The following is a 13,938-nucleotide window of genomic DNA, read 5'->3' as shown; positions in this document are numbered from 1 at the left end:
ATTCAACCCTGACAATTCAGATGTTTTCGTGAGCCCTGACATTAGCCAGACGCTGCAACTGTAAGCCCCACCAATGTGACACCACAAAGCGATCTTCGAGCATCCGGTAGAGCGCAGGTACCAGTAGCAGAGAAATCAAAGTACTGAACAGAACCCCGCACCCCAGGGAAATTGAGATCGGCACAAAGATTTTAGTGGACCACTCAGAGGATGACATCAGCGGTAGCAGACCTATAAATGTTGTCGACGAGGTGAGAATAATCGGTTTGAAACGCTCGCACGCCGCTTCGACCAAGGCTTCCTCCAAAGCCATCCCCTCCTTACGTAACCGGTTGGCCTTATCGACCAACACCAGGGAAGCGTTCACCACCACACCGGCTAATGCCACTACGCCAATGATGGAAAAGAAAACAAAGGCTTCTCCCATCAGCACGTGACCCCAAATTGCTCCCACCACACCAAAAGGTACCACCGACATCACCACCAACGGTTGAAGGTAAGACTTAAGGGGAATGGCCAACAGAGCGTATACGGCAAACAAGGAAATCAAACACATCAAGCCCAGGCTGGCAAACGCGTCGCCCTGACTTTCAGCCTCACCAGCCAAACTGATGTCGATGCCCGGCCAGCGGCGCTCCAACTCCGGAAATAACGAACTCGTCAGGGCGGTTAAAACGTAATCCGGTGTCACCTGGGAGCGATCGACATCCGCAACCACCGATACGACCCGCCGGCCATCCACGCGATTAATCCTGGAGATGCCTCGCTGGGAAACCACCTGTGCCACGCTGCTGAACGGCACCTCCACTCCGTCACTGGTACGAATGCGCATCTGCTCAAGATTCCCCAGGCTGCGACGTTCAGCTTCCGGGTAACGCACGAAAACTTTGATCTCATCCTCGCCCCGTTGAATGCGCTGAACCTCTTCCCCGTAAAACGCCTGGCGCACCTGTCGAGCCAGATCCCGGGTGGTTAAGCCTAAATTTCTGGCCTGGGGTAACAGCGCCAAAGACACTTCCTGTTTACCGCCCTCAAAGCTGTCGTAAATATCGAAGACACCCGCCGTGGCGTAGAGATACTCTTTTATTTCGGCTGCAGCCGCTTTCATATGCTCAAGATCTTTGCCCCGAACCTGAACTTCAATGGCGTTGCCGGCTTCCAGAGCGTTGGCATCAAAGGTCTGCTTGACGGCATTTGGGATTGCCCCGGTCAGCTCACGCCAGCGGCTGGCAAATTCAGAAGGCGAGACTCCGGCATAATCCTCCGGCAGGTTCAACTCAATAGCCATATCGATGTAGTGACCACCCACCCATTTAGCTTGAGAAGTACTGCCCTTACCGACTTCCTGCCCCATCGACACCAGAATGTGTTTAACCCGGGACTCCGGCTCACCCTCCCCGCGTGCTGCATCCAACTCTTGGGTCAATTGTTGAGCCGCAACCTCCAGTTGATCAATCGCTTTTTGGGTTTCTTCCACCGCAATGCCTTGCGGCAAGGTCACCGAGGCATACAAACGCTCACCGGGCATAGGCGGAAAAAATTGAGCTGAAATGTGCCCGCCCGCCAACATGCCGACTGTCACAATGCCGATGCCGACAGCTGCGCTCAAGGTGGTATAACGCCAGGCAATGACATTCTGCAGAAAAGGTTTATACCGCTGCTCCACGAATTTCATCAAATTAGCGGCAATCAACTGATCAATTTTTGTCTGGCATTTATTCACCCAGGCAAAGCGGCTGTCTTTGTTAGCGGGGTGGCTCGCCAAATGCGACGGGAGCACCAACTGAGACTCAATCAAAGAGAAAATCAACGCCAGTATGGCCACCAGTCCAATGGGAGCGATCATGCCCCCCAAGGGGCCAGTAACACTCAGCATCGGAATAAAGGTAACGATGGTGGTTAGCACACCAAAGATCACTGGTATCGAGACTTCTTGTGTACCCGCAATGGCGGCATCTCTTGGTGAAGCTCCCAGTTGCTGATAGGCGTACACCCTTTCGCCCACTACCACGGCATCATCCACCACAATCCCCAAGACCAGAATAATTGCCAGCGTCGACACAGTGGAAATGGAGATATCGAAAACGGGAAACATCAACAGGGCGCCCAATAACGCAATGGGTATACCCGCACAGACCCACACGGCCAAATTCAACCGCATAAACAGAATCAAGACAATAAAGACCAGCATCATACCGCTTATGGCATTGTCACTCAGCGCTTGCATGCGGCCTCGTAAATCTTCTGACTCATCTTGCCACACGGTGATGTCTATTCCTTCCGGCAACCAACTTTGTGCCTCATCCAGATACCGCTTAACTGCGTCAGAAACATCAATAATGTCTTCTTTTCCGATCCGTCGAACATCGACAATCATCGCCCGAGCACCATCAAAACGAGCGGCCACCTCCCTGTCTTCAAAGCCATCAACAATATGAGCAATATCCCCGAGACGAACCTGAGTACCATCCCTTTTTGCCAGAATCACAAGGTCAGCAAAGTCATTTTCCCAATACGCCTGCGCTTGTGTTTTTAAAAGCACATGCCCGTCGTGAGTTTTCACCATCCCACCGGGCAAATTTATAGAATTTTCCCGAATACTCTCTGCCACCTGATGTAACGTCAGCCCATGTCGACGCAAATTGATTTCCGAGATCTCCAAAGAGATTTCTTCAGGATTTTGATAGATCAAACTGACCTGACTGACTTCCGATAAATCCGATATATCGTCTTTAATTTGGTCACCAATGGCTTTCATGGAATGCTCATCGGTATCACCCGATATGACAACCTGCAAAACAGCCATGACCATTTTATGCTCTGATACTACGGGCAGCTCTGCGTCCTCCGGGAGACTATCCAGCTTATCAATATCGTTTTTAAAATCGCGTAACACCTGCGATTTATCTGCACCCGTCAGTAATTCTGCACTGAGCGTACACTGTCCCTGAGCGGCGGTTGTGCGTATTTTTTTTACACCCTCAGTCCCCGATACCGCTTCCTCTAACTTAATGCAAATACTCTTCTCGACTTCTTCGGCGCTTGCCATCGGATAAATCACTTCAACGTTGATGATGTCCATATCCATATTGGGAAACTCTTCCCGGTGCAACATGGGAGCCACCAACAGACCACCGGCAACCATAACCCACATCAACAGGTTGGCAGCCACTCGATTATCGACAAACCAGGCGATTATCCCACTCACATCAGATCCTCGCTGGCCACAGAAACCTTCCGTTCAGACATTCTGGGTTCAGAAGCTTCCCGTTCAGAAATAACGTCTGACACCATTTCCAAGGGGTTCTCACCATCGTCCAATGTTTCCACTTGCATCCCCTCCACGACTATCGTCACCGGGGACACACAAACCTTATCGCCTTTATTCAAGCCTGAAGATATTATGGACTCATCTCCCTGATGACGGAGCACGGTAACGGGGCGAACTCTGAGGCGGCTATTTTTATCCACCACGACCACCTCTGAGCCGTGGCGAATCGCACCACGATGTAAACGCACCAGGTTTTCCATTGAACGCCCCTCAATTTCTGCCTTGACGAACAACCCCATCGGCAGGTTAGCGGGCAACTCATTGCGAGTCATTTCAGCAATGCCGTAAATCATTCTTGACTGTTCATCCAGTTCGGCCTCATGGCGCACCAACCGCCCCTGCCATTGATAAAGGCGTCCTGCGTACTCCACTGAAAAATTGACCACCGGCAAACCTTTAGCCTGCTTACTTTTTGGGTCTGAGAGACTTTTGCTTTCAGTAAAGCCGCCAGCCACCCCCGGATCGCCCAAAAATGCCATTTGGCGATTTGGAACCGGAAGCCGAACTTTTATCACCTGGTCAGCATAGATTTCAGCAACCATATCGCCACGACGTACAAATTGACCAAATTCCACTTTCTCACTGCGAACCCTGCCCGAGTATGGCGCTTTAATGATAGTTCGACTTAAGTTGCGCTCTGCCTGTTCGAGCGTCAAACGAGCTAATTTGGCTTCTGCGGAAGACATGTGAAAGCGCCGAAAAATGTCATCAAAACTGGATGCGCTGATCAGGTTTTTTTTGTTCAGCACCTTGCTGCGATTAAATTCGGATTCAGAAAATTCAAATTCCACCAGCGCTTTATCCAGTCTAGCCCTGGCATTTTCATATTCTGAACGGTAATCGAGGCCATCAATCCGAAACAATTCTTCCCCTTCCGAAAAATATCCACCCGCCTTGAAGTTTGGGTTCACCCAAACAACGCGACCATCCACCTCAGGCACGAGAGTTGATTCAGCACTGGGGGATAAAACGCCTTCAGAGTAGACCAGAAGCGTTTCTCGACTAGGCTCTACGGTTTTAATCCTCACCACGGGAAGAATTTTTTTGACGGGTTTGACTTCCAATTCAGGCCCGGTTGCCATCAAACCAAAAGCCAACATACTCGATGCCATTAACACCAGAACAGGTGCGACCTTTTTACTTAGGACCACCTTGTTTGACGATTTTAAATAATCATTAACCCGCTTCACAATAACCCCCAGCGACCATACAGTCATTACACCAAATCAATTTATATATAAAAACAACATGCTAAGAAACGTCCAGATTACCCAAATGAATCACTCCAGCTTTAGGCTGTGTCGAGCAATGTTAAAGACGATGATCTCAACCATTATCTTTATGAAGTCAAGCTTGTCTGAAATAAGGCGGGTCTTTTCATCTGGCGCACCGACTATGAAAATAAACACGGGTCAGCCCTGACGAAAACAGGGGGCGATAGTACACGCGGGAAATCATTTTTCAAAATTCATTTTTAAGAAACTCTTTCTACTGCGGGTTTTATTAGCGCCTGCCGCCTAAACCAAGACAAACGTTAAACACGCATCAACCCATTAATCTAGCCCCCTCAAAAAAAAGCCTCAAAATGAGGCAGGGAGACCAGCTTTTGCACCACAACCAGACCATTATGGTGCGCCCGTTCACTGGTCTGCTCAGAGGGTTAAAACTGGTCTTTGGATTAACTGGAAAAATCCAATAGTTTAGGCACAACAGAAAAAGAAACACCTTAGTTATAGCGATCCAAAGAGATCGGTACCCAAGCTCAGAGACATGTTTTAAACATCTTTAAACAACAGCAAGGGTCGCCACCATGAAAAAGAGACTGAATACCAACCCACTGGCTACGGCCATCGTTCTGGCATCTGTCGCAGTGCCGGTTCAATCTTTTGCCGAAGGCAAAGGCATGGCACTGGAAGAAGTTGTCGTCACCGCACAGAAGCGCGCTCAGGACATGCAGGATGTGCCCATTGCAGTCACGGCCATGAGCGCAGACATGATCAAAAAAGCGGGCATCAGCGGCGTTGACGGTATTGCAGCTCGCACGCCAGGCTTCAGCATGGGTGAATTCAATCCCACCCAGCCCCAACTTTACATCCGCGGCATTGGCTCCAACGGTGATGGTGCCGCCAGCGGCGAGCAGTCCGTGGCCATGTTCATTGACGGTGTTTACGTTAACCGCAGTGCTGGCAGCGCCACTGAACTGTATGACATTCAAAGCATTGAAGTTTTGCGCGGACCACAGGGTACGCTTTGGGGTAAAAATGCCATTGCCGGTGCCATCAACATCACCACCAAAAGACCCTCGAATGAATTTGAAGCCGGTTTGGAAATGAAAGCGGGTAACTACGGCTTGAAAAACTATCGAGGGATGGTTGCCGGCGGCCTGACCGATACTCTGGCCGGTAAAATCAGCGTTAACGACAAGCAGCGCGACGGCTACGTAGAGAGCGTGGTCGATTCCAGTGTTGAGCAGGGCGATTTGGACAGTACCAGCCTGCGCGGTCAACTGCTGTGGACGCCTACCGACTCCCTGGAAGCACTGCTGACCTTGAACTATGGAACCGACCGCCGCTCTGGCGCGGCATCGGTCGCCGCTGAAGAAATCGAAGCCGGTTTTGCCATTATTGGGGCTACTCTGGCTGCGGCCCACGCCGACGGCTTGCCGTACGCCGACTTCTACGAAAACTATGCCAGCGATGCAGGCTCCACGGAGATGGATTCGCAGGGTGCCTCATTGCAACTGGACTGGGATCTGTCCTGGGCAACACTGACCTCCCTGACGGCCTATCAGGAATCCAAGTCAGCGTTTTACAATGTGGGCATGGGGGGCATTGGCTCCGACATTTTCAAAACCTATGGCCCCATGTCCACCGCATCGCTCGGCCCCTTTGCCGGTTTGGGGTTTATCTCTTACGCCGATGAAAACTCGCGCTTGATGAGTCAGGAATTTCGCTTAAGTGGCGATACCGACAACCTGGTCTGGCAGGCCGGCGTTTATTACAACCAGGAAAGCGTCCACCGCGGCGAAGGTACCCTGATTGATGCCCCCGCCTTTTTGGCTAACGTGGTTGGTGATCAAGCGCTGGCCTACAACCCCGCCAACGACCTGGCGGATCAGTACAACGACACCGACAGTGTGGCCATCTTTGGCCAGGCCACCTATTCGGTTACGGAAAAACTGGATCTGACCCTGGGCCTGCGTTACACGGAGGAATCGAAAGACTACACCAACATCGGCACCATGATTGCCCTGGATAACCCCGCCGCCCCCCCAATTTCCAGCGATTTAACCACGGGAAACCAGAAGAAAACCTGGCGCGCTCCCACGTACAAAGTGGTGGCAAACTACAGCCTGGGTGACAACACAATGGTCTATGCCAGCGCCGCTACCGGCTTCAAAAGTGGTGGTTTTAACTACGCATCCGCCCTGGGATCACCGCTGGATGAAGCCTTCAACGAAGAAAACGCTCTGAACATGGAACTGGGCTTCAAATCCATGCTGATGGACAACCGCCTGCGTTTGAACGGTGCAATTTTCAGAACTGATTACGAAGATCTGCAAGTCCTGCAGCAATTTGATTGTGGTGGCTGCGCTTTTCCTCCGCTGGTGACCAAAAACGCCGGTAAAGCTCTCTCTGAAGGGATCGAACTGGAAGCCACCTTTGCGTTAACTGAGAACCTGCAAGTGGCCGGTACCTACGCCTTCCTCGATACAGAGTATATTGAACTGGAAGGCAACCTGAAGCAGGATGAAGGAAATGCACTGCGCAACGCGCCCCGCAATGCTTACACTCTGGTAACGTCTTACGAAAAAGAACTGCCCTTTGGTGGTTTTATGGATGCCCGACTGGAATACATTCATAAGGAAAAAGCCTTCCAGGATACCGCCAATTATGAGTTGGCGGCCATTCCAGAGTATCGGGTGTTCAATACCCGTTTGGCTTACACCTCTGCGGATGAAACGTGGGAAGTTGCTGGCTGGGTCAACAACCTCATGGGCGAGGAATATTACGGTCATAATTATCAGGCACCACCCTTTGGCTTTATTCATGTCCCGGCCATGCCACGCACTTACGGGGTGACGGTTACCTGGTCAAACTTCTAATGCAGTAAGCATAAAAGAACTCTCGTTCTACACTCCCTTTGGGAGAATCTTTGGCCTTTCCTTTGAAAGGCCTTTTTTGGTTTTGGGCATCCCCTTTCTGTAATCGCTTCTTTCACGCCGGCTATTGGTGGCTTTTTAACTGGTCTGCTCGGTCACCCCCATCTGGCAGTATTCATAGCCACAGCGCACTATAAGATAGAAAATGTGAAAGTCTTTTTAAAGCCTTTGCTGAATTATTCTTCGATGTCTTTTCTGAACCATAAGGAACTGTGATGATAAAAACCCTGAAATATCTGTTCGCTACTGCCCTCATACTGGTAGCTGCCGCGGCCCTTAGCCTGTATTTACTCAGTCGTCCGCCGTCTCCACCATCCAGCCAGGTGTTTCTGAACGGTCAGGTATTAACCATGAATGCAGACAATACCATCTCGCAGGCCATCGCCGTGGCCGACAATAAAATTGTTGCTGTCGGCAGCAATGAAGACATCAAAGCGTTTATCAACAAGGATACTCTGGTGCATGACCTTGAGGGCAAGACCCTGATGCCCGGTATCATCGATGCCCACGGACATTTCCCAGGCTCTGGTGTCACCGTCATCAGCGCCGATCTCAGCAGCCCACCGGTCGGTAACATCACCACCATCCCCGAGCTGCAGGATCGCTTGCGCCAACGTCTGGCCAGAAAAGAAGCCGGCCAGTGGGTCACCGGCTTTGGCTACGACGATACCCTGTTGGCCGAACACCGCCACCCTACCCGCCAGGAACTGGACGCGGTTTCTACCGAGCACCCGATTTATATCACCCACGTCTCTGGTCATATGGGTGTGGGTAACAGCCTGGCCCTCGAAATGTCGGGCTACAACCGCGACACACCCAACCCGGACGGCGGCGTGATTGTGAAAGATGACAGCGGTGAACTGACCGGTCTGTTAGAGGAAACCGCAGCCCAAGCCCTGGCCTTCAGGACCCTGGACATCTCGGCCATGGAATTCTACGAGCTGCTGACCACGGCGGTAGACGATTACGCCAGCAAGGGGGTCACCACCGCCCAGAGCGGCGGCGTCGATGGCATGATGCTGAAAGGCATATATGGCGCCAGCCAACTGGGGTTGATTCCCTTCCGGTTGGAGCTGTGGCCCTTCTACGACAAGTTGGGCGAACAGATTCTCTCCGGCGAGCTGAATCTCGATGACTACAACAGCGATCGTGTTCACGCTCGCACCATCAAAATCGTCGACGACGGTAGTATCCAGGGCTTCACCGGTTACTTGAGTCACCCCTATCACGAACCCTTCCGCGGCAATGAAGAGTACCGCGGCTACCCCAACCTGAGCCGGGAAAAACTCACCGATTGGGTGGAGCGTTTTCACAGCGCTGGCTACCAGCTGGCCATTCATGGCAATGGCGATGCCTCCATTGACGACATCATCTACGCCTTCGACCAGGCCCAGAAAAAGCATCCGGTAGACGACCCGCGCATGATCCTGATTCACTCGCAGATGGCCCGCGACGACCAGCTGGATGCGATGAAGCGCCTGGGCATTACCCCCTCCTTCTTTTCTGCCCACACCTACTACTGGGGCGATCGCCATCGGGACATTTTTATGGGCCCCGAGCGCGCCATGCGCATGAGCCCGACACATTCGGCCCAGCAACGCAATCTGACATTCAGTGTACACCTGGACACCCCGGTGGTCCCCATGGACCCCATGCTGATGGTTTGGGCCACCGTCAATCGCCTGTCCAGCAGCGGTCAGGTCATTGGTGAAGAGCAGCGCATTGACCCTATGAGTGCCCTGCGCGCCGTCACCATCGATGCCGCCTGGCAGATTTTTCAGGAAGATAAAGTGGGCTCTTTGGAAGTGGGCAAACTGGCCGATCTGGTGGTGCTGAATCGAAGCCCGCTGGTTAATCCAGAAAGCATAAAGGATATCGAGGTGGAGCAGACCTACGTCGGTGGTGTGGCTATTTTTGCAAGACACTAGAAGAGATTCATCCCCGTGTAAGGGCCGGGTTGAGACGTGTTCAGTAAAAAAACCATAAAAAAAGGGGCCCGAAGGCCCCTAAAGATAGGAGATGAACTTACTCACGGTTAAAAGCGTAGACGACCTCTTACCGCAACAGAGCGAGGCGCGTTAGGGCTCATATCGTGTGAACCATTGAACAATGGCACATCGTTGATGTAAGTGAAGGTTTCTTCGTCGGTCAGGTTCTTGCCGATCAGTGATACATCCCAGCTGCCCGATTGCGGACCGAACGTAATAGACGCATTCACTTTCAGGTTCGCGTCATCCAGACCGAGAGGATCCAGATCGTCCTGGCGATAGGCTTCATCCATGTAATTGAAATCAAGGTTGGCCACGTATTCATAATCGCCAATCTGGTCCATGTAGTTAAAGGCCATGGTGGCAGAGAATTCCGGAGTATGAGCCGATGTCTTGCCACTCAGGTCGTTCACGCCCTGCGCCGCGCAACTGCCGTTGTTGTAACCCAGTGCAATCAACGCCTTCTCGGCATCCGAAGCCGCCGCATCAAACGCGCCCTGCCGCGCAGCGATGAACTGGTCATTGGTACAAGCCTGATTCACAAAATCGTCATACTCGAAATCAATCCAGCCCAATGACCCCTGTAAAGTCAGCTTTTCAGTGGCACGCCAGCGACCATCAATCTCGACACCCTGTGAAGTGGCCTGGGCAGCATTTTGAACTTCAAAGGTAGTACCGCCACTGAAGATAGACGCTTGCAAACCATCATATTGTGTTTTGAACGCGGCAATGTTCACTTCAGCGGCACCGTCCAGCAGCGTCATCTTGGCACCGACTTCAAAAGTCAGCACTTCCTCTTCATCAAAACCCACATCTCTGGAATCAGCACCCGCGCCTCGAGTTTGGCCCATGTAAAATGAGTTGAAACCACCCGCCTTATAGCCGGTAGAGGCACTCGCGTACGCCATGGTGTTGCCACTGACATCCCACTGCAGATTGGCCGACCAGGTCAGGCTTTCTTCGTCGCGAGTCATGCCAGGATCATCAGCAGAGAAACTGTGAGTGGTAAATTCACCTACCGTCTGAGCCAGGGCGACTGAAAAAGGATCAGACGTTGCTGAGGTGTTACGGTTACCAAAATCAGCCGCATTCACTGATTGATCCGCCTCTTTGCTCTCCTCCGTATAGCGAAGTCCGAGAGTCAGGCGAACCGCCTCAGTAAGCGTCCAGGTTCCCTGCGCAAAAACAGCCAGGGTTTCAGTGTCTTGCTCCAATTTGGCGTAGCGATTTACGCCGTTGGTCACACCATCAAAAGCTGCCGCCTGAGCACACACATTAGCCAATGCAGCATTGCCAAAAGCAGCGGTATTAGTTGCCGTTGCAAATGCGTCACCCGCGACATAAGTCCCGGAGTAAGCGGGTCCCAGGTTCGCAGCGCAGCCACCATTCAATACGGCTTGCAAGGTAGGCAGGTTAAAGTATGACAACCCATCAACGGTCATATCCTGTTGCTGGTAAAAGAAGCCACCGATGTAATCAAAATCACCACCTGTTTCAGAAGCAAAACGAACTTCCAGGCTATCCTGTTTAAAATCTTCGGTATCATCGAAACGAAGGCCATTCAGCGCCGAGAAGTCAGCATCCAGATAACGATCAAACTGATATTGAGAATGGGCCAAAATAGCAGTCAAAGTACCCTTATCAAAATCACTTTCCAACGTGATTGAAGCTTCCTGACTGTCACCTTCGATAGCACTGTCGGAACCAAAGTTCATGACCGGACCAGAATTGCCAATGGAGGAGTCCGAACGGCTGTTGACCGAGCCAAACGCAGCCAAATTACCTGACTCCATCATGGTGAAGCCCATAGCGTCATTATCGAATTGATAGTCTTCGTAGCGGAAGGTCATCATGGTTGAGTCACTGACATCCCACTCAACGGTCAAACGTGCCGCTTGTTCGTCCGTCGCCGGACCGTCTTTATCGTAGTAACCATTGTTGACCCAGCCTTTGTCCATTTGGCTGTCCATCACCGCCAGACGCGCGCGAACAGTATCCGCCAAGGCGCCGGACACGTACCCCTGAAGATCGGTTTCACCAAAGTCGGCGTTATAAGCCGCTGACAATTCAGCTTGAAACTCTTCTGTGGGTCGGCCAGAGCGAATATTCAAGGCACCGGCAATGGTATTTTTACCGAACAGGGTCCCCTGCGGGCCACGCAGGACCTCGACCATTTCCACATCCATAAATGCGTTACGGATTTGTACACCACGGCCACGGTAGACGCCATCCACAAACGTTCCCACGGACTGCTCAAAGCCCGCCTGGTTACCGGAGGCAATACCACGAATACTGATCTTGTCACCGATGGGGTCTTTGGAAACGGAAAAATTAGGCACATAGGCAGACACATCTGCGAAGTCCTGAACACCAGAATTAGCCATTTTTTCAGCGGACATGGCACTGACTGAAATAGGGACGTCCTGCAGGCTTTCGGCGCGTTTTTGCGCTGTTACTACCACTTCTTCTAACGCTAAACTCTGAGCCATCGCCAAACCAGAACCACTGGTTAAGCCAGCAATGACAACACTTAATGCGGATACCTGTAAGGGCTTCATCAATCTCTCCTGCTTTTATTGTGGTTTTTTAACATTATTATTTATGGCAGTTTAACTGCCAGCTTTAATCAGAGGCCCGCTCTCAGAACGAGCGAACCTCTTGAAACCATTTTCACAGTTTCAATTCGGTAATGCTTAAATATGGAATCGTTGTTAGGGTGAAGCTTCCAACCAGTCGACTACTGGGCTTCTAATTTCCCTGTTCGCCAAGGCTCAATGATTACCTTGATTTGATCGCTACCACCTGACAACACTTCGAAGGCTTCGTTAACGCCATCAATACCCACTTTGGCGGTCAATAACGATTGCCAGTGGACTTTGCCATCAGCAATAGCGGACAGGCACTCAGCAAACTCTTCCGGCGTGTAGTAATAGGAAAACTTCAAGTCCAGCTCTTTGACCGTGGCGTAGGCGTAATTCACTGATGACTCTGAGGTATGAATACCTGTCACCACTAAAGTTGATTTAGGGGGGCAACGCTCAATAAAGTCTTTGATGATACGCGGGATACCGATGCATTCAAAAATGACAACCTTGCGATCTCCGGCCACGCTTGCAGCCAGCTGCATCTCATCCTGATCTTTCGGATTAACGACATGCTGCGCACCAAAAGATTCAGCCATCGCCAATTTTTCAGCCTGCATGTCTGACGCAATAATATTTTTAATCCCACGTTGATGCAGCGCTGAAATAACCGCCAAACCGATGGGACCACACCCCGTCACCAGAGCAACATCATCAGCCTCAATTCCGCTTCGATTAACCGAATGCAGACCCACAGCCAAAGGTTCAGTCAGAGCTGCCGCTGCCGCCGGTACGTGATCAGGTACTGGTAACAACAGCACCTCATCCATAATAAAGTATTCAGAATAAGCACCTGACAGGCCGGGTGTCACACCAATAGCGGCATTATTCTGCGTCATCAGAAATGGCACCGAGGTGACCTTGCTGCCCAGCGGTAAAGTTTGCTGAGTCTCTGGCCCATAACTCACGATTTCAGCGCAGTACTCATGCCCCAGCATAATGCTGGTATGTTCATCCTGCTGATCGCTCATCATCCCGAGCAATTTGTAAAACTCGAAAATTTCTTTGTAGTGTCGGGTAAGGTGTAGATCGGACCCACAGATTCCACAAGCCAGACTTTTGACCAACACTTGACCGGATGCAGGTACAGGAACATCCGTAGTTTCGAGATGAATAGCACCATCTCTCATCACCAAAGAATTCATCTGTGTCATTATAATTTACCTTCGACACAGCCCAGACCCCTGAGCCGTGTCGCTCTCTTTAGCATTTATATCAGGCGGAAAGAACGCGAGAAAATTTTCTTGAAACGAGATTTACTCGTCTGAAAAGCCTGCCCCGGCCTTGGGTTTGATGTAGCGAAGCTTGTCAATACCCTGCGCTTTTGCCACTTCCACAACCACCTTTTCGATCCAGCCGGCATCCATGATGTTCATGAAATTCCCGTCTTCATCAAAGTTCACATTACAACCGGTGATGACAAAAAAACCGTCGGCACCTTCTTCAGAGTCTGCCGGGCAATGGAAGGTGTGAATGGAGCCGCCTGGCTCGTACAGGTAAGAACCGGCCGTCTGTGGTTGATCGGGGTACTCAAGGTAATGCCAGCGACCTGCCGTGGTGTAAAAATGCACAACGCCGGTGTGAAAGTGCTTGGGCAAGGTGGTACCGGGTTTAAATTTTGCGCGAATCACCCAGGTACCGTTTTCGACATCCAGGAACAGTGGCCAAACGTCCACGCCAGGCAGTGCATTAATAACGGCTTTCTCTTCATTTGTATTCAGAGTTAACAACAGATCTTGATGATTAATTACGTCAGGTAAGGCCATAATCGATTCTCTCTTTTTAACGGGCTTTTTATTTGAAGAACTAATGTAT

7 protein-coding genes are annotated in these 13,938 nt (G+C 51.1%); 2 read left to right on the top strand and 5 right to left on the bottom strand.

From position 1 onward, the window contains the following. Nucleotides 1-16: 16 nt before the first annotated feature. On the bottom strand, nt 17-3,208 hold the full coding sequence (locus G8770_RS12645) for an efflux RND transporter permease subunit (RefSeq protein WP_167187087.1): 3,192 nt from the start codon (nt 3,206-3,208) through the stop codon (nt 17-19). Continuing rightward, nucleotides 3,205-4,521 carry an efflux RND transporter periplasmic adaptor subunit gene (locus tag G8770_RS12640; RefSeq protein WP_167187084.1) on the bottom strand — a complete coding sequence of 439 codons (1,317 nt, stop codon included), beginning with the start codon at nt 4,519-4,521 and terminating at the stop codon, nt 3,205-3,207. The genes G8770_RS12645 and G8770_RS12640 overlap by 4 nt, the downstream gene beginning before the upstream one ends. Before the next feature lie 620 nt (nt 4,522-5,141). On the opposite strand from G8770_RS12640, the gene G8770_RS12635 reads away from it, so the two are divergent. Both G8770_RS12635 and G8770_RS12630 read left to right on the top strand, forming a co-directional pair. Then, a complete protein-coding gene (locus tag G8770_RS12635; RefSeq protein WP_167187081.1) occupies nt 5,142-7,436 on the top strand; it encodes a TonB-dependent receptor in 2,295 nt (764 codons plus the stop codon). Nucleotides 7,437-7,708: 272 nt separating this feature from the next. Continuing rightward, a complete protein-coding gene (locus tag G8770_RS12630) occupies nt 7,709-9,421 on the top strand; it encodes an amidohydrolase (RefSeq protein WP_167187078.1) in 1,713 nt (570 codons plus the stop codon). 107 nt (nt 9,422-9,528) lie between these two features. Here the strand turns inward: G8770_RS12630 and G8770_RS12625 are convergent, their stop codons facing one another. The 3 genes from G8770_RS12625 to G8770_RS12615 all read right to left on the bottom strand — a co-directional run bounded on the left by G8770_RS12625 (nt 9,529) and on the right by G8770_RS12615 (nt 13,889). Continuing rightward, nucleotides 9,529-12,039: a TonB-dependent receptor gene (locus tag G8770_RS12625; RefSeq protein WP_167187075.1), complete on the bottom strand. Its 2,511-nt coding sequence runs from the start codon at nt 12,037-12,039 to the stop codon at nt 9,529-9,531. A gap of 179 nt (nt 12,040-12,218) precedes the next feature. Continuing rightward, on the bottom strand, nt 12,219-13,277 hold the full coding sequence (locus tag G8770_RS12620; protein WP_167187073.1) for a zinc-binding dehydrogenase: 1,059 nt from the start codon (nt 13,275-13,277) through the stop codon (nt 12,219-12,221). 102 nt (nt 13,278-13,379) lie between these two features. Next, nucleotides 13,380-13,889, bottom strand: coding sequence for a 2,4'-dihydroxyacetophenone dioxygenase family protein (locus G8770_RS12615; protein ID WP_167187070.1), 510 nt, complete (start codon nt 13,887-13,889; stop codon nt 13,380-13,382). Between the last annotated feature and the right edge of the window lie 49 nt (nt 13,890-13,938).

This window comes from Pseudomaricurvus hydrocarbonicus (assembly GCF_011602365.1).
Taxonomy (GTDB): domain Bacteria; phylum Pseudomonadota; class Gammaproteobacteria; order Pseudomonadales; family Cellvibrionaceae; genus Pseudomaricurvus; species Pseudomaricurvus hydrocarbonicus.
This window is presented reverse-complemented; position numbering and strand designations above follow the sequence as displayed.

What these genes read in the sequence shown, in the direction of transcription:
- G8770_RS12635 (WP_167187081.1), top strand. Translation starts at nt 5,142, where the DNA reads ATGAAAAAGAGACTGAATACCAACCCACTGGCTACGGCCATCGTTCTG.
- G8770_RS12630 (WP_167187078.1), top strand. Translation starts at nt 7,709, where the DNA reads ATGATAAAAACCCTGAAATATCTGTTCGCTACTGCCCTCATACTGGTA.
- G8770_RS12625 (WP_167187075.1), bottom strand. Translation starts at nt 12,039, where the DNA reads ATGAAGCCCTTACAGGTATCCGCATTAAGTGTTGTCATTGCTGGCTTA.
- G8770_RS12620 (WP_167187073.1), bottom strand. Translation starts at nt 13,277, where the DNA reads ATGACACAGATGAATTCTTTGGTGATGAGAGATGGTGCTATTCATCTC.
- G8770_RS12615 (WP_167187070.1), bottom strand. Translation starts at nt 13,889, where the DNA reads ATGGCCTTACCTGACGTAATTAATCATCAAGATCTGTTGTTAACTCTG.